At 62.3% G+C, this 18,426-nt stretch carries 20 protein-coding genes; 16 read left to right on the top strand and 4 right to left on the bottom strand.

The features are described from left to right. The 4 genes from K0U62_03210 to dnaE all read left to right on the top strand — a co-directional run. Positions 1 to 583: TraR/DksA C4-type zinc finger protein (locus K0U62_03210; GenBank protein ID MCH9800527.1), on the top strand; the 583-nt coding region annotated here is incomplete at its 5' end. Between the two features lie 15 nt (positions 584 to 598). Next, positions 599 to 1,150 (top strand): signal peptidase II, encoded by a 552-nt coding sequence (gene lspA, locus K0U62_03215; protein ID MCH9800528.1) that lies wholly within the window; start codon positions 599 to 601, stop codon positions 1,148 to 1,150. Next, a complete protein-coding gene (locus K0U62_03220) occupies positions 1,143 to 2,060 on the top strand; it encodes an RluA family pseudouridine synthase (protein ID MCH9800529.1) in 918 nt (305 codons plus the stop codon). Before lspA ends, K0U62_03220 begins: the two co-directional genes overlap by 8 nt. A gap of 266 nt (positions 2,061 to 2,326) precedes the next feature. Next, the gene (gene dnaE / locus K0U62_03225) at positions 2,327 to 5,869 is read left to right on the top strand and encodes a DNA polymerase III subunit alpha (GenBank protein ID MCH9800530.1); all 3,543 of its coding nucleotides are present in this window, start codon (positions 2,327 to 2,329) and stop codon (positions 5,867 to 5,869) included. Here dnaE and K0U62_03230 read toward each other — a convergent pair. Together K0U62_03230 and K0U62_03235 are read right to left on the bottom strand one after the other, a co-directional pair. Beyond that, positions 5,866 to 6,513 (bottom strand): hypothetical protein, encoded by a 648-nt coding sequence (locus K0U62_03230; protein ID MCH9800531.1) that lies wholly within the window; start codon positions 6,511 to 6,513, stop codon positions 5,866 to 5,868. The genes dnaE and K0U62_03230 overlap by 4 nt on opposite strands. Positions 6,514 to 6,558: 45 nt before the next feature. Next, positions 6,559 to 7,176 (bottom strand): Cys-tRNA(Pro) deacylase, encoded by a 618-nt coding sequence (locus tag K0U62_03235; GenBank protein MCH9800532.1) that lies wholly within the window; start codon positions 7,174 to 7,176, stop codon positions 6,559 to 6,561. Between the two features lie 49 nt (positions 7,177 to 7,225). Here K0U62_03235 and hisD point away from each other — a divergent pair, with 49 nt between their 5' ends. The 6 genes from hisD (at position 7,226) to priA (ending at position 12,127) form a co-directional block, all read left to right on the top strand. After that, positions 7,226 to 8,545, top strand: coding sequence for a histidinol dehydrogenase (gene hisD, locus K0U62_03240; GenBank protein MCH9800533.1), 1,320 nt, complete (start codon positions 7,226 to 7,228; stop codon positions 8,543 to 8,545). Next, on the top strand, positions 8,545 to 9,630 hold the full coding sequence (locus K0U62_03245) for a histidinol-phosphate transaminase (protein MCH9800534.1): 1,086 nt from the start codon (positions 8,545 to 8,547) through the stop codon (positions 9,628 to 9,630). The genes hisD and K0U62_03245 overlap by 1 nt, the downstream gene beginning before the upstream one ends. After that, positions 9,627 to 10,223 (top strand): imidazoleglycerol-phosphate dehydratase HisB, encoded by a 597-nt coding sequence (hisB, locus tag K0U62_03250; protein ID MCH9800535.1) that lies wholly within the window; start codon positions 9,627 to 9,629, stop codon positions 10,221 to 10,223. The genes K0U62_03245 and hisB overlap by 4 nt, the downstream gene beginning before the upstream one ends. Beyond that, the gene (gene hisH / locus K0U62_03255; GenBank protein MCH9800536.1) at positions 10,171 to 10,851 is read left to right on the top strand and encodes an imidazole glycerol phosphate synthase subunit HisH; all 681 of its coding nucleotides are present in this window, start codon (positions 10,171 to 10,173) and stop codon (positions 10,849 to 10,851) included. The genes hisB and hisH overlap by 53 nt, the downstream gene beginning before the upstream one ends. 118 nt (positions 10,852 to 10,969) lie before the next feature. After that, on the top strand, positions 10,970 to 11,329 hold the full coding sequence (locus K0U62_03260; protein ID MCH9800537.1) for a DUF2510 domain-containing protein: 360 nt from the start codon (positions 10,970 to 10,972) through the stop codon (positions 11,327 to 11,329). A gap of 27 nt (positions 11,330 to 11,356) precedes the next feature. Continuing rightward, complete coding sequence (gene priA, locus K0U62_03265; protein ID MCH9800538.1) at positions 11,357 to 12,127, top strand: bifunctional 1-(5-phosphoribosyl)-5-((5-phosphoribosylamino)methylideneamino)imidazole-4-carboxamide isomerase/phosphoribosylanthranilate isomerase PriA; 771 nt, start codon at positions 11,357 to 11,359, stop codon at positions 12,125 to 12,127. On the opposite strand, the gene K0U62_03270 is transcribed toward priA, so the two are convergent. Beyond that, the gene (locus K0U62_03270) at positions 12,124 to 12,549 is read right to left on the bottom strand and encodes a PPOX class F420-dependent oxidoreductase (protein ID MCH9800539.1); all 426 of its coding nucleotides are present in this window, start codon (positions 12,547 to 12,549) and stop codon (positions 12,124 to 12,126) included. The genes priA and K0U62_03270 overlap by 4 nt on opposite strands. Positions 12,550 to 12,582: 33 nt before the next feature. Between K0U62_03270 and hisF the strand changes: the two genes are divergently transcribed. Next, complete coding sequence (gene hisF, locus K0U62_03275; GenBank protein ID MCH9800540.1) at positions 12,583 to 13,371, top strand: imidazole glycerol phosphate synthase subunit HisF; 789 nt, start codon at positions 12,583 to 12,585, stop codon at positions 13,369 to 13,371. A gap of 82 nt (positions 13,372 to 13,453) precedes the next feature. On the opposite strand, the gene K0U62_03280 is transcribed toward hisF, so the two are convergent. Then, entirely contained in the window at positions 13,454 to 14,113 is a 660-nt protein-coding gene (locus K0U62_03280; GenBank protein ID MCH9800541.1) for a TIGR03085 family protein, read from the bottom strand. Between the two features lie 77 nt (positions 14,114 to 14,190). Here K0U62_03280 and hisI point away from each other — a divergent pair, with 77 nt between their 5' ends. From hisI to K0U62_03305, 5 genes are read left to right on the top strand one after another with little or no spacing between them, the layout of a single operon-like run. Beyond that, entirely contained in the window at positions 14,191 to 14,547 is a 357-nt protein-coding gene (hisI, locus tag K0U62_03285) for a phosphoribosyl-AMP cyclohydrolase (protein MCH9800542.1), read from the top strand. Then, positions 14,544 to 16,112, top strand: coding sequence for an anthranilate synthase component I (locus K0U62_03290; protein MCH9800543.1), 1,569 nt, complete (start codon positions 14,544 to 14,546; stop codon positions 16,110 to 16,112). Before hisI ends, K0U62_03290 begins: the two co-directional genes overlap by 4 nt. Positions 16,113 to 16,116: 4 nt before the next feature. Continuing rightward, on the top strand, positions 16,117 to 16,314 hold the full coding sequence (locus tag K0U62_03295; protein ID MCH9800544.1) for a hypothetical protein: 198 nt from the start codon (positions 16,117 to 16,119) through the stop codon (positions 16,312 to 16,314). Between the two features lie 8 nt (positions 16,315 to 16,322). Next, the gene (locus K0U62_03300; GenBank protein ID MCH9800545.1) at positions 16,323 to 17,033 is read left to right on the top strand and encodes a response regulator transcription factor; all 711 of its coding nucleotides are present in this window, start codon (positions 16,323 to 16,325) and stop codon (positions 17,031 to 17,033) included. Next, positions 17,026 to 18,390 carry a HAMP domain-containing protein gene (locus K0U62_03305; protein MCH9800546.1) on the top strand — a complete coding sequence of 455 codons (1,365 nt, stop codon included), beginning with the start codon at positions 17,026 to 17,028 and terminating at the stop codon, positions 18,388 to 18,390. Before K0U62_03300 ends, K0U62_03305 begins: the two co-directional genes overlap by 8 nt. Positions 18,391 to 18,426 lie beyond the last annotated feature (36 nt).

The following is an 18,426-nucleotide window of genomic DNA, read 5'->3' on the forward strand; positions in this document are numbered from 1 at the left end:
GGCCCCCGCGAAGAAGGCCCCCGCGAAGAAGGCCCCCGCGAAGAAGGCCCCCGCGAAGAAGGCCCCCGCCAAGAAAACCTCGAGCGTCACGACACCAGCGCAGACCTCGGTAGCTTCCACGCCACGAGTATCAGCAGACGTTACTCGCCCGAAGGCTGCGGTAAAGGTGGCTGGGACGGCATCGGCGTCGGTGCAACTGGCAGTTCGAGAGGACGAAGACCCATGGACCGAAGCGGAACTCACCGAGATTCGCGAACAACTGAGCGAGGAATTAGACAATCTCAGCCTAGAGTTGGCCGCGATGCGCCGAGAGTTGGACGAGCTGATGTCGGAAGTAGCTGACGCGGCGGGGGACGACCAGGCGGACACCGGCAGCAAGACGTATGAACGGGAACACGAGATGTCGTTGATGGCCAGCGTTACCGACATGCGGGAACAGGTGCAGCACGCGCTGACCATGGTGGACTCTGGTGAGTACGGTCGCTGCGAGTCCTGCGAGAACCCCATCGGCAAAGTCCGGTTGCAGGCTTTCCCGCGAGCCACGCTATGCCTGTCGTGCAAACAGAGGCAGGAACGCCGCTGACGTAGGCTGAACCTTGTGACCAGTCAATCGCGGCGTAGCCTCCTGGCAGTCCTCGGCCTCGCTGCCGTGGTCGTTGTAATCGACGTCGCGACCAAGGTGTGGGCGGAGAACCAACTCCAAAACCAACCACCCATGCAGGTCTTGGGCGAATGGCTGCAGTTCACCTTCACCCGCAACCCCGGCGCCGCCTTCAGCCTGGGCAGCGACTTCACTGGGCTGTTCACTATCGCCGCCGTCATCGTCAGTGTCGTGGCTATCTGGTTCGCGCGTCGAGTGGTGTCCGGCTGGTGGCTAGTAGCGCTAGGGCTACTGCTCGGGGGTGCAGTGGGAAACCTCGTCGATCGAGTCACGCAACCGCCTGGCTTCGGTGTCGGTGAGGTACGCGACTTCATCCAGGTGCCGAACTGGCCGGTCTTCAACGTGGCGGATATGGCTGTGGTGGGCAGCGCCTTGCTCATTGTTGTGCTGTCCCTGCTCGGCATCCCGGCGACGGAGCAGCAAGCCGATGAGGATGCGGAAGAACCGTCCGCTGAAGTATCGCCGGTGACCGGCAACAGCGATGACTGACCGGCGTTCACTACCAACGCCGGACGGTCTGGTTGGTGAACGCATCGACGTTGCCCTCGCCCGATTGCTGGGGGTTTCTCGTACCCGTGCCGCTGATTTGGTCTCGGCAGGGCTCGTCGAAGTCGATGGTCAGCAGGCGGCGAAGTCCCATCGGCTTTCGGCCGGTGAATGGTTGCAGGTGGAACTGCCCGACCCACCAGCGGCCACACCTCCGGAACCGGTCCCGGGTCTGGTGACGCTGTACGAGGACCAAGACATGATTGCGGTAGATAAGCCAGTGGGAGTTGCGGCTCATCCCAGTCCAGGTTGGGAAGGTCCCACGGTCATCGGTGGCTTGCGAGCCGCTGGGGTCGCCGTTGCTGATGTGGGCGCGGCGGAACGGCAGGGCATAGTTCACCGATTGGACGTCGGCACGAGTGGCGTCATGGTGGTAGCCAAAAGTGCGGTTGGGTACTCAGACCTCAAGCGGCAGTTCAAGGAACGTACGGTCACCAAGACCTACCACGCCTTGATCCAAGGGCACCCCGACCCCACCGAAGGCACTATCTCGGCGCCCATCGGTCGTCACCCCTCCCATGACTACCGGTTTGCGGTGGTGTCGAACGGCAAGCCGAGCATTACCCACTACCGGACGCTGGAGGCGTTCCGGTACGCAACATTGTTGGAAGTGCGGCTGGAGACCGGGCGGACTCACCAGATCAGGGTGCATATGTCCGCGATGCGGCATCCGTGTGCCGGCGATCTGACCTACGGCGCCGACCCGGCCTTGGCGGAGCGGCTCGGGTTGCACCGGCAGTGGCTCCACGCCATTCGCTTGGAAGTTCAGCAGCCGACTACCGGGGAGCCGGTGGTCTTGGAATCCAGCTATCCGCCGGACCTAGCAGAAGCGCTGCAACGGTTGGCGGACTGACTGCAGGGCAGCGGTCGCCGGACAAGCGTTGCCGGCCGAGTTCGCTGCGGCAGCGACCAGTGGATCGGATCCGCAGCCAACTCCGGCGTGCCGCACCGATCGAGTTGTAGGGCCCTCGGGTTAGAGTTACCCGTCGCGTTCTTCCCTCGCCTGTCATCCGTGACCGGGCAAGCGCGTCACCGCTGGCCACCGCCCGTGCCGATGGCCGGCCTCGGACCAGCCGGGTCCGGCAAGACTGACCCAGGAGTATCACCGTGACGAATCGGGTGCAGCAGGACGACGACTTCGTCCATCTGCACGTTCACACCGAGTACTCCATGCTCGACGGCGCGGCCAGACTGGATGATCTATTCACCCGGGTGAATGAGGTCGGTCAGCAAGCCATCGCCATGACCGATCACGGCAATCTCTACGGTGCCTACGAGTTCTACACCAAAGCCCGCGCGGCCGGCGTCAAGCCGATCATCGGACTTGAGGGCTACTACGCACCGCACGGTCGCGGCGAACGAAGCCCCATGGATTTCGGTGGTGGCTACGACGACGGTGTCGGCGAGATTAGCGAGGGTCGTGGCAAATTCGCCTACACCCACATGACGGTGTGGGCGGAGAACAACGTCGGGCTGCATAACCTCTTTCGGCTGTCTAGCCGCGCCAGTATCGAAGGTTTCTACCGCGCGCCACGGTTTGATCGGGACTTGCTGGACCAGTACGGCAAGGGCCTGATCGGTACCACCGGTTGTCCATCGGGTGAGGTCAACCGCTGGTTGCAGTCGGGCAACTACGACAAGGCGCTGGAAGTTGCGGCCGATATGCGCGACATCTTGGGCCCAGAAAACTACTTCTGTGAGTTGATGGATCACGGCATCGACATTGAGCGGAAGTTCCGCGACGATTTGCTGCGCATCGCCAAAACTCTGGACCTGCCGCTGCTGGTGACCAACGACACCCACTACGTGCACCCAGACGACTGGCAGATTCACGATGCGTTCCTGTGCGTCGGCACTAAGAGTTTGATCAGCGACACCAACCGGTTCCGGTTCGATAGCCACGACTTCTACATCAAGTCGGCCGCAGAAATGCGGCAGCAGTGGCGGGACTTCCCGGAAGCCTGTGACAACACGCTGCTGATAGCCGAGCGCTGTGACGTGTCCTTCAACGACGGTGCCGATCTCATGCCGAAGTTCCCGATCCCCGCGGGAGAAACCGAGGACTCCTGGCTGGCTAAAGAAGTGCAGCGAGGACTAGCGGCACGTTTCGCACCCGATCCGGTGCCGGACGAACATCGGCAGCAGATGGAGTACGAGCTGGGCGTCATCTCCCAGATGGGCTACCCCGGGTACTTCCTGGTGGTGGCGGACTTGATTCAGTACGCCAAGGACAATGCCATCCGAGTGGGTCCCGGGCGCGGCTCGGCAGCCGGCGCCCTGATCGCTTGGGCACTAGGCATTACCGAGTTGGATCCGCTGGAGCATGGCCTATTGTTTGAGCGCTTCCTCAACCCAGAGCGGGTATCGATGCCAGATATCGATATCGACTTCGATGAGCGTCGCCGTGGTGAGATGATCCGCTACGCCACCGAAAAATATGGTGACGACCATGTGGCTCAGATCGTCACTTACGGCACCATCAAGGCCAAGGCCGCTATCAAGGACTCCGCGCGGGTGTTGGGCCAGCCATTTGCGCTGAGCGATCAGATCACCAAAGCGATGCCGCCGTCGGTGATGGGCAAAGACGTCCCGCTCTCGGGCATTTTCGATCCCCAACACGCTCGCTACGGTGAAGCGGGGGAATTCCGCGATCTTTATGAGTCTGACGGCGTCGTGCGTGAGGTCGTTGACACCGCCCGTGGCCTTGAGGGGCTGAAGCGGCAGGTGGGCGTGCACGCTGCGGGTGTCATTCTGTCCAGCGAACCACTGACCGATGTCATCCCGGTGTGGCGACGTGATGCCGACGGCGCCATCATCACCCAGTTCGACATGGGGGCCTGCGAAACCCTCGGCTTGCTGAAGATGGACTTCTTGGGGCTGCGCAACCTCACCGTCATGGACGACTGTCTGCGGGCGATCGAGGCGAACACCGGTAATCACATCGTGCTGGAAGAGCTGCCACTTGACGACCGGCCCACCTATGACCTCCTTACCCGTGGCGAAACCCTCGGTGTCTTCCAGCTGGATGGCGGTCCGATGCGCGCGCTGCTGCGCTCTATGGCGCCGGACAACTTCGAGGACATCTCCGCGGTGCTGGCGTTGTATCGACCCGGTCCGATGGGAGCGAATGCTCACAATGACTACGCCGACCGCAAAAACGGTCGTAAGCCAGTGACCCCCATTCATCCGGAGTTGGCGGAGCCGCTGGCGGACATCCTGGGTGATACCTACGGTCTGATCGTCTACCAGGAACAAGTCATGGCGATCGCCCAACAACTTGCTGGTTACTCGCTCGGGAAAGCAGACCTGCTGCGCCGCGCCATGGGCAAGAAGAAGAAAGAGATTCTGGACAAGGAGTACGTCCCGTTCGCGGATGGCATGCGCGACAACGGCTACTCCAACGATGCCATCTCCACCCTGTGGGAGATTTTGGTCCCGTTCTCTGACTACGCCTTCAACAAAGCGCATACCGCCGGCTACGGTTTGGTGGCTTACTGGACTGGCTATCTGAAAGCCAACTACCCGGCCGAGTACATGGCCGCGCTGCTGACCTCGGTCAAAGATGACAAGGACAAATCGGCGATCTACTTGAGCGAGTGTCGTCGCATGGGCATCAAGGTCTTGCCCCCGGACATCAACGAGTCTGACTCCGAGTTCACACCACGTGGCACCGACATTAGGTTTGGGTTGTCGGCGGTCCGTAACGTCGGCGAGAACGTGGTGGCCTCAATCATTGCGACCCGCCGCAGCCACGGTCGGTTCGCAGACTTCATTGACTTCTTGGACAGCGTCGACATCGGGGTCTGCAATAAGCGCACCATTGAATCGCTGATCAAAGCTGGTGCTTTCGACTCGCTAGGGCATGCCCGCAAGGGTCTGACGCTGGTGCATGAGCAGATCGTGGACGCGATGGTTGACTCCAAGCGGGCGGCTGCCGCCGGTCAGTTTGATTTATTCGCCGGCGGCTCGGATGACTCGGCCGCAGCGGCCCTGCAGGTCTTGCCGGAGATCCCCATGGCGGAATGGGACAAGGCCACGCTGCTCACCGGTGAACGACAAATGCTGGGACTTTACGTCAGTGATCATCCGCTGAACGGTGTTGAGCATCTGCTGCGCAAGATGGTGGACTGTCCCATCGCCTCGCTGACGCAGGATGAACGCCCGTCCGGGCAGATGGTGACAATCGGTGGTCTGATCGCCTCGGTGCAGCGCAAGGTTACCCGGCAAAAAGGTGAGCCTTGGGCGCTCGTGCAACTGGAAGATCTCGATGGCTCGATTGAGGTCGCGGTCTATCCGCGTACCTACGGCCCGGTTGCCGGCCAGATCACCGAGGACCGGATCGTGCTCTTCTCCGCTCGCTTGGAACGCCGCGATGAAGATGCGCTCAAGGTTGTCGCTCGGGAAGTCTCGTTTCCCGACTTAGCAGAACAAGAGCATGGGCCAGTACGGCTGACGTTGCCGGTAGCCAAATGCGTCCCGCCGGTGGTGGATCGGCTGAAAGAGGTCTTGGCCAGTCACCCGGGCACGGTGGAGGTGCAACTCCATCTGCAAAATGACGGTCGCACCACAGTGTTGCGGCTCGACGATCGGCTCCGGGTATCGCCCGGTCCTGCCCTCTATGGTGATTTAAAGGCGCTATTGGGCTCGGGCGTGCTGGGCTAACCGCAATCGGGGGTCGCGGTAGCGGCCTTGTTGGCCTTGACGGACTTGCCCACTGATGGCAGTGCTGGATCTGCCCAAGCGGCGCTGACTTCACCGTTCTCAGCGGTCACTCTGGTTCGCAGAACTGCCGTATCCAAAGTTGTGCCGGCCCAGCACGCTCCGGCTTGATCGACTTTGTCGATGTCAGTAGCGGTTACTTCTGCACCTGGCTTGGTGCCGTCCGGTTGCAGCAGGATCAACTGCCGACTGCCATTATCGACGCCACCGGTAGTTCCGCGGACCTCGAAATACAGGCCGTAGGTCTGCGGCGTCGGCAACTCGACTTGTGCGACCGAATCAGTAATGGTGGCGGTTTGCTGCTGTTCGCCGGCGGCGTCGGCGGTCTGTACCGCCGTGACCAGACAGCCCTCACAGTCTCCTGCGAAACGCAGTTCCACGACGGTGTTGCCTTCGCTGGCGTTCACCGCATCTTTGTCGGGGGCAGTCGTGGGAGTGCCAGCAGTCGCCGAGGGGGTCGGCATGGCTGATGGAGTCACCGGCGGTGCCGTACCACCGCCAGTCATGGCCAGCAGTGTCGCGCCGATACCGAAGAGGGCGACGCAGACGATTGTCCCGATGATGAACGGCTTTTTTGATTCCCGCATGACTCTATTCTTACCGATGGCTCTCGCCGCCGCCGCCGGTCCCGGTTATCTCGCGATCGGAGCAAGCCTAGCGTCGACCAAATCGACAACCGCTCGCACCCGAAGTTCCAACTCCAGACCTCGACGACCGCCGGAAATCAGCATGAAATCGGCATCTGCGCTGGAGTCGTCGATGACGACCGGGATCTGTTGCTTCATTCCTAACGGGCTAATAGCACCCAGCCGGTAGCCGGTGGCGCGCTCGACGGTGGCCGGCTCAGCCATCTCAGCGCGTTTCACCCCCAAAGCAGCGGCCAATGCCCGCAGGTCCAGGGAAGCCGACACCGGGATCAGTGCCGCGGTGAGGTGATTCCCCACATCAACGATGAGCGTCTTGAAGACGCGGCGGGGGTCCGCGTTGAGCCGGTCCACCGCTTCTTTACCGTAGTTGCTATTGGCCGGATCGTGCTGAAAAACGTGAAGAGCGTAGCTATACCCGCGCTCTTCCAACAGTTGCGTGGCCGGAGTGGCACCTTTGCCGACCTTCTTCTTGCTCCCACTTTTACCTGACTTGACAGATTTCTTGTTCTGACCGGAAGTCTTCTTGGATTTGGCAGTAGGAGGGGGAGAGTCAGCCCCCGATTCACCGGCTGGATCGGCCTCTGCGGCGGATTCTAGGTCCATCATGTGCGGCTCACTTCGTATATTCCTCGCTCATTCGTAGACTAGGGGAGTGATCCGGGTTATCGACTTACGAGGCGCCAACTGGGACGCGGCCCATGTCGTGCCGCGTGCTGGTCAAACGCCAGATGATGTTTTTGAGCAGGTGCAGCACATAGTTGCCGACGTCGCTGGCCGCGGTGCTGCCGCTGTCAACGAGTGGACTGAGCAACTTGATGGAGTCATCCCCGACAGTTTGCGGGTCCCCGCGGAGGTATTGGCAGTCGCCCTCGACCAGTTGGACCCGGCGGTACGAACTGCATTAGAGACCGCGATTGCGCGGGTGCGACGGGTCCATGAGCAGCAACGACCCGAAGAACACCACATTGATGTCATCCCTGGTGGCACAGTGGCACAACGTTGGATCCCAGTGCGGCGCGTGGGGCTATATGTTCCCGGTGGTCGCGCGGTGTATCCGTCCAGCGTGATCATGAACGTCGTGCCAGCTCAAGTCGCTGGCGTGCCGTCGCTTGCGGTGGTCTCCCCGCCGCAGCCAGACCACGGCGGCTGGCCGCATCCGGTGATCCTGGCAACTTGCCAGTTGTTGGGTGTCACCGAGGTGTATTCGGTTGGCGGTGCTCAGGCAGTAGCCATGCTGGCCTATGGCGCATCACTGGAGCCGGAGTCCTGCCGGCCAGTCAATCTGATTACTGGTCCGGGCAATGTGTGGGTCACTGCCGCCAAACGGGCGGTCAGGGGCCAGGTGGGTATCGATTCCGAAGCGGGCCCGACCGAAGTGATGGTAGTGGCAGACGACTCTGCCGACCCGGCCATGGTGGCATCGGATTTGGTGAGTCAAGCCGAACACGACCCGCTGGCGGCTGCCGTCTTGGTGACCGATTCCGAGCAGTTGGCCCGAGAGGTGGGGGCAGCCTTGGTGGCCCAGGTCGGGGCTACGAAACATGCGGAACGAATTGCCGCAGCACTTTCCGGCGAACAAAGTGCGGTGGTGCTAGTGAACAACATCGATCAGGCGGTAGCCATCGCCAACGGCTATGGCGCGGAGCATCTTGAGATTCAGACAAGAGCCGCGGCTAATGTCGCCGCCCAGATCAGCAACGCCGGCGCGATCTTCATCGGGGCCTATAGTCCGGTTTCGCTAGGCGATTACGCAGCTGGTTCTAACCACGTACTGCCGACATCGGGAATGTCCGCGCACTCGTCGGGTCTGGGTGTGCACACCTTTCTGCGTTCGGTACAAACAATCAACTACGACCGGGAGGCATTGGCTCAGATCGCTGGTGCGGTGCAGATACTTGCCGAGGCTGAGGACCTCCCGGCCCACGGCGCTGCGATCGCCGCTCGATTCCCAGACTCAGGTGGTAGCGACTGATGGCCGACTTGCCCCTGCGTGCCGATCTCGTCGGCGAAGAACCCTATGGCGCTCCCACCGATCCAGTGCCGGTGCGACTCAACGTCAATGAGAACCCCTATCCACCGCCGCCGGCAGCCGTTGCGGCGATTGCCGATCGCCTTGCCATAGCCGCCGCAGACTTGAATCGCTATCCCGACCGGGAGGCACTCGAGTTGCGCAGCGCGCTGGCCGACTACGTCGGCCGAGGTATTACCCCAGCACAGATCTGGCCCGCTAATGGCAGCAACGAAATCATGCACCAGTTGTTGGGAGCATTCGCTGGACCAGGTCGCGGCTTGCTCACCTTCTCGCCCAGCTACTCGATGTATCCGGTGTACGCCCGCGACACCATGACCGAGTTCCGCAGTGAACCTCGGGCGGCAGATTTCAGCATCGATATGGAGCTGGCTGCGGCGGTTATCGCTACAGATCCGCCCGCAGTCGTGGTAGCGGCCTCTCCCAACAATCCCACCGGAACGCCGCTCACTCATGACGACATCCGGCAACTGCATGAGTTGGTAGCGCCCACGGGCGTCTTGGTGATTGATGAAGCCTACGCGGAGTTTGCTGACACACCGGCTGCGTTGGATCTGCTGCCTGAGCTAGATCGCCTCGTCGTGGTGCGGACCCTGAGCAAGGCCTTCGGCCTAGCCGGGCTGCGGCTGGGATACGCCGTTGCGCAGCCCGCAATCGTGGATGCGCTTCGAATCGTGCGACTGCCCTATCACCTCTCAGCGACTACTCAGGCCGCGGCCGTCGCCGCGCTGGAGTTCAGCGATGCGCTATTGGCCCCGGTCGCGGAGGTAGTGTCGCAACGCACCGAGCTGGCGCAGTGGCTCACTGGACATGAGATTCCGGTGGCTGAGTCGCAGGCCAACTTTCTGCTGATTGGCCCGCTGCCGGATGCATCGGCAGTTTTTGCCGGTTTGCGGGAGCGTGGCGTACTAGTGCGAGAGACTCCGATTCCGGGATGCTTACGCGTAAGTATCGGTACGCCGACGGAAAATCAGGCTTTCCGGGAAGCCTTCGCAGCGACGGTAGATCTGACAGGAGCCAAACTATGAGTAGAGCCGCACTAGTGGAACGAGTCACTAAGGAATCCAGCGTTTCGGTGTCCCTCGACCTCGATGGGACTGGTCGCGCCGAAGTCAGCACTGGGGTGCCATTCTTCGATCACATGCTGTCGCAACTGGGCAAGCACGGTGGCTTCGACCTCGTGGTGAACACCGACGGTGACCTGGAAGTGGACGCTCATCACACTGTCGAGGACACCTCGCTCGCGGTGGGTCAGGCGCTACGAGAAGCCCTGGGTGACAAGCAGGGTGTCCGCCGGTACGGAGACTCGTTAGTGCCCTTGGACGAGGCATTGGTGCAATCTGCCGTCGACCTATCGGGGCGCCCGTATCTGGTGCATGAGGAACCAGACCTTGTGGAGTTGATCGGCAGCTACGACACCACGTTGACCCGCCACATCTGGGAGTCGATTGTGGCGACCGCCCAGATTACGCTTCACGTTCGAGTGCTCGCGGGGCGCAATGCGCACCACATTGTGGAGGCACAGTTCAAGTCTGTGGCCCGTTCACTGCGGACGGCAGTGGCGTTGGATGATCGAGTCGTGGGTGTGCCCAGTACCAAGGGAACTCTCGGCGGTGGGTAATCCACGCGTCGTGGTCTTCGACTATGGCTTCGGAAATGTCCGGTCGTGTGAGAACTCACTCATTAGGGCCGGAGCAGACGCGATCATCAGTAATGATCCGGAACTCGCGTTGAGCTGTGATGGTCTTGTTGTGCCAGGCGTGGGTGCCTTTGCCGCGTGTATGGCCGGTCTGGCTGCCGCCGGTGGCGCTGACATCGTCAGCCAGCGAATCGAGCAGCAGCGGCCAGTCCTGGGCGTGTGTGTGGGGATGCAGGTCCTCTTTGCCCGGGGTCGGGAACACGGGGTGGACACGGCGGGACTCGGGCAGTGGCCGGGCGATGTCGATCGACTGGCAGCACCGGTACTGCCCCACATGGGCTGGAACACGGTCGTTGCGCCGACCACCAGTCAACTGTTTGCGGGTGTGGCGGAGGAACGCTTCTACTTCGTGCACTCCTACGCAGCCCGATCCTGGGTGGGGGAGTCGGGCCCGGCTGCGCCGCTAGTGACCAAGGCCGAGTACGGCGAGACGTTTGTGGCCGCGGTCGAAGACGGTCCGCTATGGGCTACGCAGTTCCACCCGGAGAAGTCCGGGCCAGCTGGTGCCCGGCTGTTGCGGAACTGGCTAGCTACGCTCCCGGATGGCTGAGCTGTCGTCCAGCACCGTTCCCATATATCGCCAGTCCTGAACGAGATTGCGAAATCTGGCCCCCAACGGGTCTATTGGTTCGCTAGTGTCGCCTTGGGGGACATGGATCCGGAGGTAAATGGCAATGGCGAATCCGATGCCAGGCTGGTATCCAGACCCGGAGGCCCCGGAGCGGCAGCGGTTTTGGGACGGTAACAAGTGGACCGACGCACGCGCGTATCCGGTTGTGGGCGCTGACCCGAACGCGCTCGGTGGACCACCGATGGGTGAAATCCCTGAGGATAAGAAACAATCCAATCCGTGGGTAGTGATTGCGCTGGTGGCCATTTTGGCCGCGCTGCTGTTCTTCTTCGCTTGGTTCTTCCTGCTGCGGGACAGCGGCGGCACTAGTGAACCGGTGTCACCGCCCACCCAGCCAGTGCCGGTGCCTACTTCGGTTCCGACAGCACCAACTGAAACTGTGAGTCCCCCGCAGTAGCGAATGAGCGCCCACTAGGCTGGTGTCGTGAACGAAATTCTTACGCTGCTGCCGGCAGTCGATGTTGCTGACGGCCGTGCTATTCGACTTGTCCAGGGTGCTGCGGGCACTGAGACCGACTACGGCGACCCCATCGAAGCCGCTGAACAGTGGCAAGAATTGGGTGCTGAATGGATCCACCTGGTGGATTTGGATGCGGCATTTGGTCGCGGTTCGAATCGGGATTTGCTCGCCAACGTGGTGGGCCGCATGGATATCAATGTGGAACTCAGCGGTGGCATTCGAGACGACGAGTCGCTGGCTGCCGCTCTTGCCACCGGGTGCCGTCGGGTCAATATCGGCACGGCCGCCTTGGAGCAGCCGGAGTGGTGCGCTCGGATTATCGGCGAGCATGGCGATCGCATCGCCGTCGGCCTTGACGTGCGGGGCACCACGCTGGCGGCACGCGGGTGGACCGAAGAAGGTGGCGATCTGTTCGAGACGCTGGACCGGCTCAACAAGGAGGGTTGCCCCCGCTACGTGGTTACCGACGTCTCTCGCGACGGGACGCTCGAGGGCCCGAATCTGGAACTACTCGAGTCGGTATGCCGCGCGACGGACCGACCAGTCATCGCCTCTGGCGGAATCGGCAGCTTGGGCGACATTCACTCGCTGGCCGAACTCCTGCCGCATGGATTGGAGGGCGCGATCATGGGCAAGGCGCTCTATGCGGGGGAGTTCACGTTGCCAGAGGCATTGGTCGCCGCGGAGCCGCGGCACAGTTACGTGCGCCCGGAAGACTACACCGGCGAGGGCTAGCCAGCGCGGCGTTGCCGGCGGGAGGCCGCGGGAGTCGGATTGGTGATCCGGATTGCCACTGGCTTCCCGGCGCTGCGGCCCCGCAGCATCATCAGGCCACGCAGTAGCGGGTACTGCACGCCGTACCTACGGCGAATGATCGCACTAGCGCGACGAACAGTTTCGGCATCAGTCACCACTACCGCGGTCGCGGTAGAGGTCCCACCTTGAAGTCGACCACGGCCGTCGCTGGGTCCGATCTCGACACTGGGATTGCCGTTGATGCGCTCCACTTTGCCGGCACCGGCATGGGTCAGCAAATACAATGCATCACCTTCCCGGCCAAGCCACATGCAAGTGCTCACCCTGGTGCCGTCCGCGGCAAAAGACGTCAATGCCACATGTCGGGCGGCAGCGAGGCGGTCTAAGTCTGGGTTCGTCATTGCCTTTCACTCTACGCCCCGTAGCCTTAACGCGTGTCTCTTGCCGTCAGAGTGATCCCATGCCTGGACGTGGACGCCGGTCGGGTAGTAAAGGGCGTCAACTTCCGCAATCTGCGGGATGCGGGCGATCCGGTGGAACTCGCGGCTCGCTATAGCGAAGCGGGCGCCGATGAACTCATTTTCTTGGACATTACGGCTAGTTCCTCGCAACGGAGCACCATGGTGGATGTCGTCCAGCGCACCGCAGCAGAAGTGTTCATCCCACTGACGGTGGGCGGTGGTGTGCGTACCGTGGCAGATTTCGACCGGTTACTTCGAGCGGGGGCTGACAAGGTCGGTGTGAACACCGCGGCGGTGTCCCGACCTGAACTCATCGCGCAGGCTGCTAAGCGTTTCGGCTCCCAGTGCGTTGTGGTGTCGGTGGACGCGCGTCGCTGCGCGGAGACGCCGAGCGGATTTGAAGTCACGACCCACGGCGGCCGGCGCGGTACCCAGATTGATGCGCTGGCGTGGATGGTGCGTGCCGCAGAGTTGGGAGCTGGCGAGGTCTTGCTGAACTCGATGGATGCCGACGGCACCACTGCTGGATTCGACACCGACATGATTGCTGCCGCGCGACCGTTGGTCACCGTGCCGCTGATTGCTAGCGGCGGCGCCGGTTCCGCTGCCGATTTCCCCCCGGCAGTCGCCGCCGGTGCCGATGCAGTGTTGGCCGCAAGTGTTTTTCACTTTGGCGAGATCAAGATTGATGATGCCAAACGGGAGTTGGCTGCCGCTGGCTACCCGGTACGACGGATGACGCCGCGGGTGAGTTTTGGGTAGTCCCCGCCGGCGAGAAGTGGGTAGGGATTGATCAGCTGCAGTCATGCGGTGTGACCGCAGCTGCCGTCGTTGCTACGGTGGATCAGTCGGTTTCGGGGTGCAACAGATCTTCGTCGTTGCCCAGCTTCGCTTCCCGGAACGCGGCGACTGCCTCGTCATCGCCAGTGATGCTCACATCTGCCTCGCGACGACCGAAGGCGATCATGATCAGTTCACTAGGCGCGCCGGAGAGCGTCACCATCGGTTCACCACCTTTGACCTTGTGCGTGGCTCCAGTGTCGGTGCGCTCAAGCGTGACGCCGCCCGGCACTCCGGAGAACCAACCGCGGCCCGCGAGTCGGAACCGATCCCAGATGAAGTCGTTGAGTTCCTCTGGCAGTTCCCTGGCCTGCCAGTCGGGCTTACCGCGACGAACGTCCTCGTGGTGGACGTAGTACTCCAGGGTGTTCAGTTGACCGTCAACCCAGGCCACCCGGAAGGCCGACCAGATCGGGGGGCCACTGCGGACGAGATCGACGAGCTTGCTGTAATCCTGCGACGCTGCATCGGATTGGACCTTCTCAGTCCATGCGGCCAGGGGACCGCCCAGTCGACCAAATGCAGTGTCAGGTCGTCCCTCGCGCACAACGAGGTGAGCGGCGAGCTCCCGGGTTGTCCAGTCCTCGCACAGTGTTCGCGAGTCGGGCCCCTCGGCATCGAGAAGATCGCAGAGTGCTGCCCGCTCTTTTCGGGCCAGATCTATTGCTGACACGGCCCCACTCTATGAGTGATCGTCTCGTGGTCCTACACCACCCCATGATTCAACGGCACAATGGCGGTATGGCCGATACCAACGCCGATGCGCTAGCTCAGATTCAATTCAACGACGACGGGCTGGTGCCAGCTATTGCACAAGACCGCACCAGCGGAGCTGTGCTGATGATGGCCTGGATGGATCGCACTGCGTTGCAGCACACCATCCGTACCGGCCGGGCCACCTACTTCAGCCGTAGTCGCCAACAACAGTGGATCAAGGGAGAAACCTCCGGACACACCCAGCGGGTGCACGAGATCCGGATCGACTGTGATGGCGATACCGTGCTGTTGGCGGTGGATCAGACCGGGCCGGCTTGCCACACCGGGGCGGCAACTTGTTTTGATGCGGGGCCGCGGTTGGTGTTGGAGGAGGAACGATGAATGCAGCGGTGCCGGATCGTCACGGTGTCGTAGCTCCCGACGCTGCGACGTTTCGAGAATTAGCGCAAGAGCGTCGGGTGGTTCCGGTCATCAAAACGGTGCTGGCTGACGATCACACTCCGATTTCGTTGTATCGAGCCTTGGCCCAGGAGCGTCCCGGTACGTTTCTGCTGGAGTCAGCTGAACCAGGCAGATCCTGGTCGCGGTACTCGTTCGTGGGCGTGCGCAGCGCGGCCATGTTGACCGCTCAGGCTGGCCAAGCGGTGTGGATCGGACGACCACCTGCTGGCATCCCCACGGAAGGCGTAGCAGTAGAAGTTCTTCGCGACACCGTGGCGGCGCTAGCCACCCCGGCTACCGAAGGACTCCCGCCGTTCACGTCGGGCATGGTCGGCTGTCTTGCCTACGACGTGGTGCGGCGCTGGGAGAAGTTACCGGACGCCAATCCGGCAGAAGTGCCCGGGCCCGAGGTCGCCATGTTGTTGGCGACCGACGTCGCTGTCCTCGATCACATGACGGGAACGGTCTGGCTGATCGCGAACGCCATCAACTTCGATGGTTCACCAGAACGAGCCGATCAGGCGTATCAGGACGCGGTGGATCGGTTGGATCGTATGACCGCGGATCTGGCCGCGCCTCGGGCGGCGGTGGTAACCGCTCTCGATCCGAACGTGGAGCCACAGTTTCGGGCTCGCACTGAGCCGGCCGACTACATGGCCGCTGTTGAGGCAGCTCGCGAACACATCAAGGCGGGTGACGCATTTCAGATCGTGGTCTCGCAACGGTTCGATATCGACTGTCCAGCCAGTGCGCTTGACGTCTACCGGGTGTTGCGAACCAGCAATCCCAGCCCCTACATGTACCTGCTGCGGTTGCCGGACTCCGATGCCGCCGACCTGGAATCCGGGGTTGGGGTGGGTGTCGACGTGGTCGGCTGTTCACCGGAAGCGTTGGTGACAGTTCGTGACGGTCGAGCCATGATGCACCCAATCGCCGGAACCCGGCCGCGCAGCGAAGACCCCGAGGTGGACGCCGCCCGAGCCGACGAACTGTTGGCGGATGAGAAGGAACGCGCCGAGCACCTGATGTTGGTGGACTTGGGCCGTAACGATCTGGGACGGGTGTGTACCTCCGGCACGGTTGAGGTCGTGGAGTTCATGCAGGTGGAGCGATACAGCCATGTCATGCATCTGGTGTCCACCGTGGTCGGCGAAGTGTCGCCTGATCGAACCGCCTACGACGTGCTGGCAGCGACGTTTCCGGCGGGGACGCTATCGGGAGCGCCAAAGGTGCGTGCCATGGAAATTATCGATGACTTGGAACCATCCCGGCGTGGTCTGTACGGCGGGGCAGTGGGGTACCTGGATTTCGCCGGTGGCATGGACACCGCGATCACTATTCGAACCGCCGTGATCCGAGATGGTGTGGCTCATGTCCAGGCCGGGGCGGGGCTGGTGGCAGACTCGGATGCGAGCGAGGAACAATGGGAATGTCGCCATAAGGCTGCGGTAGTGCTGAAAGCAGTCGCAGTCGCCAGTAAGATGTCAACGACGGAAGGGTCCTGAGCACATGAGTACTAGTCACGGGAATACCCCAGCGGCGTGGACCGCATCCCTCATCATCATGCTCGCTTTCCTGATCGGCACCATCGGCGTGGTCATGGCGAACTGGTATGTGTTCTGGATCGGTGGCGTTGGTCTGGGAATCGTCGGCATCATCGCGGGTTGGGTCATGTCCATGATGGGCATGGGCAAAGCCAGAACCTGAACCGCCGAGTGGCCGAATCCGCTCCTCGCGGCACTGTGCTTGTCGTCGAAGATGAGCCAGCGATCGCCGATGTCGTCTCGCTCTACCTGCGGCGTGACGGATTTGAGGTAACCCACGTCAGCGATGGTGCCGCCGGTTTGGCCGAGGCTCGCCGCGGCTCGCCGGTAGCTATCGTGTTAGATGTCGGGCTGCCGTCGCTGGATGGCACCGAGATCTGTCGGCAACTACGGGCTGAAGGCGACTGGACACCGGTGTTGTTCTGTACCGCCCGCGATGATGAGATCGACCGGGTACTAGGTCTCGAACTTGGTGGCGACGACTACATCACCAAACCGTTCAGCCCGCGAGAACTGGTGGCCCGAGTAAAGGCGGCAGTTCGGCGCGCCGCCGGACCGACCGGCCCGATCACGATAGGACGAGTCCGGGTCGATGCCGCCGCACGACGAGTCTGGACTGACGATCGAGAAGTCGACCTGACGGCCACGGAGTTCGACCTGCTGGCATACCTAGTGGCCAGACCTGGCCGAGTGATCGAGCGAGCTGAACTGCTGGCAGAAATTTGGGGATATCCGGAGTCAGTAGGAACGCGAACCGTTGACGTTCATGTGGCGCAGTTGCGGAGCAAGTTGGGTGAGGCAAGCCCGTTGCGCACCGTACGTGGCGTTGGGTACTCCGCTCAAACGCCGGACTCGGAGTCCGCGGGTAGCGACGATGGCTAATCAGCGGCGGTTCGGCGACAGCCTGACCACTCGAATGATCGGTGTGAGTGTGGTCGTGGCGTTGATCGCAGCGCTCGTCACTCTGCTGGTCGCGTTGCCGTTGGTCAACCAGGGGGCACAAGTGCGCGCGGAAACGGAGTTGGCGCGGCTGGCCGACGTGGGGGTAGCGGCGCTGCAGCAACCGGTTGACCCGGCTGACATTTCCCGCGTCCAGCGACAGTTTGAAGCAGCAGGGGTGGACGCCTATCTCATTGGACCTCGACTGGCACCGGTTGCCGGGCTGGACGCTCGCGTGCAACAGCAAATCCTGCAGGGAGCCAGCATCAGCGGGTCCGCTGTTATCGCCGGCGATGAGGTGTTGGTGTCTGGTCGGCCGCTGTCGGGGGGATTCGGCTTAGTCCTGCTCGCGCCCGCGGATGCCAGCGATCTCATCAATGACGATCTGCGACGGCTGCTGATCTCGGTGCTCGTGGGTGCGGCAGTGGCTGCGGCGATTGGTTTGCTGGTCGCTCGCCGGCTGACCCGACCGCTGCGCAATGCGGCCGAAGCGGCTGAGCGGCTATCGGCTGGCGAGCGGGAAGCGCGACTCGATGCTGCCGGGCCTAAAGAAATCGCCGATATCGCCGAATCGCTCAATCGGCTTGGTGATTCGTTAGCCGCCAGCGAGGGTCGGCAACGGGAGTTTCTATTGTCGGTGTCGCACGAGTTGCGCACGCCGTTGACGGCGATTCGGGGCTACGGCGAGGCGCTATCGGACGGTCTCACCGACAATTCTGCAGCGGCGGGGGCCGCCGTAGTCGACGAAACCCGTCGACTGGAGCGGTTGGTCGCCGATCTGTTGGATCTGGCTCGACTGGGCGCTGTGGACATGTCGATTGAACTTACCGGCGTGGATCTGGCCGATATGGTCCGGCGAGCGGCGGCTGCTTGGCGAAACCGTTGCGACGCGGCGGCGGTGGAACTACGGCTGGAGGTTCCTCACGAGGCCGTCATCGTGCAGGCGGACCCAGAGCGGGTGCGCCAGATCCTCGACAACTTGATCGAGAATGCTCTGCGCGTCACCCCGGCTGAACAGCCAATCGTGTTGGCCGTAGCCAGCGATGACCACTACGGTGCAATGTCGGTTCGAGACGGCGGGCCGGGCCTCACGGAAGCGGATATGGCGGTGGCGTTTGAACCGGCAGAACTTTTCAGTCGCTATCAAGGAGTTCGCAAAGTCGGAACCGGAGTGGGTCTGGCGCTAGTTGGTCGGCTGGCTGATCGCATGGGTGGTGTTGCCCGGGTGTGGCCAGCGCCCGAAGGAGGCGCAGCCTTTGGCGTCTGGCTGCCGCTCGCCAGTACCAAAACCATCGAGTAGTGCCCCGGCAGTCGGACCCAGCGGTTAGCTGGCCGG

This window comes from Actinomycetes bacterium, from assembly GCA_022599915.1.
Classification (GTDB): Bacteria; Actinomycetota; Actinomycetes; order S36-B12.

Bases quoted from the DNA above. Each gene is read 5' to 3' on its own strand.
- hisI (MCH9800542.1), top strand. From the start codon at position 14,191: ATGGCCGATACCAACGCCGATGCGCTAGCTCAGATTCAATTCAACGAC.
- K0U62_03295 (MCH9800544.1), top strand. From the start codon at position 16,117: ATGAGTACTAGTCACGGGAATACCCCAGCGGCGTGGACCGCATCCCTC.
- K0U62_03270 (MCH9800539.1), bottom strand. From the start codon at position 12,549: ATGACGAACCCAGACTTAGACCGCCTCGCTGCCGCCCGACATGTGGCA.
- hisB (MCH9800535.1), top strand. From the start codon at position 9,627: ATGAGTAGAGCCGCACTAGTGGAACGAGTCACTAAGGAATCCAGCGTT.
- K0U62_03305 (MCH9800546.1), top strand. From the start codon at position 17,026: ATGGCTAATCAGCGGCGGTTCGGCGACAGCCTGACCACTCGAATGATC.
- K0U62_03220 (MCH9800529.1), top strand. From the start codon at position 1,143: ATGACTGACCGGCGTTCACTACCAACGCCGGACGGTCTGGTTGGTGAA.
- K0U62_03245 (MCH9800534.1), top strand. From the start codon at position 8,545: ATGGCCGACTTGCCCCTGCGTGCCGATCTCGTCGGCGAAGAACCCTAT.
- K0U62_03260 (MCH9800537.1), top strand. From the start codon at position 10,970: ATGGCAATGGCGAATCCGATGCCAGGCTGGTATCCAGACCCGGAGGCC.
- hisH (MCH9800536.1), top strand. From the start codon at position 10,171: ATGATCGAGTCGTGGGTGTGCCCAGTACCAAGGGAACTCTCGGCGGTG.
- K0U62_03235 (MCH9800532.1), bottom strand. From the start codon at position 7,176: ATGGACCTAGAATCCGCCGCAGAGGCCGATCCAGCCGGTGAATCGGGG.
- K0U62_03290 (MCH9800543.1), top strand. From the start codon at position 14,544: ATGAATGCAGCGGTGCCGGATCGTCACGGTGTCGTAGCTCCCGACGCT.
- K0U62_03230 (MCH9800531.1), bottom strand. From the start codon at position 6,513: ATGCGGGAATCAAAAAAGCCGTTCATCATCGGGACAATCGTCTGCGTC.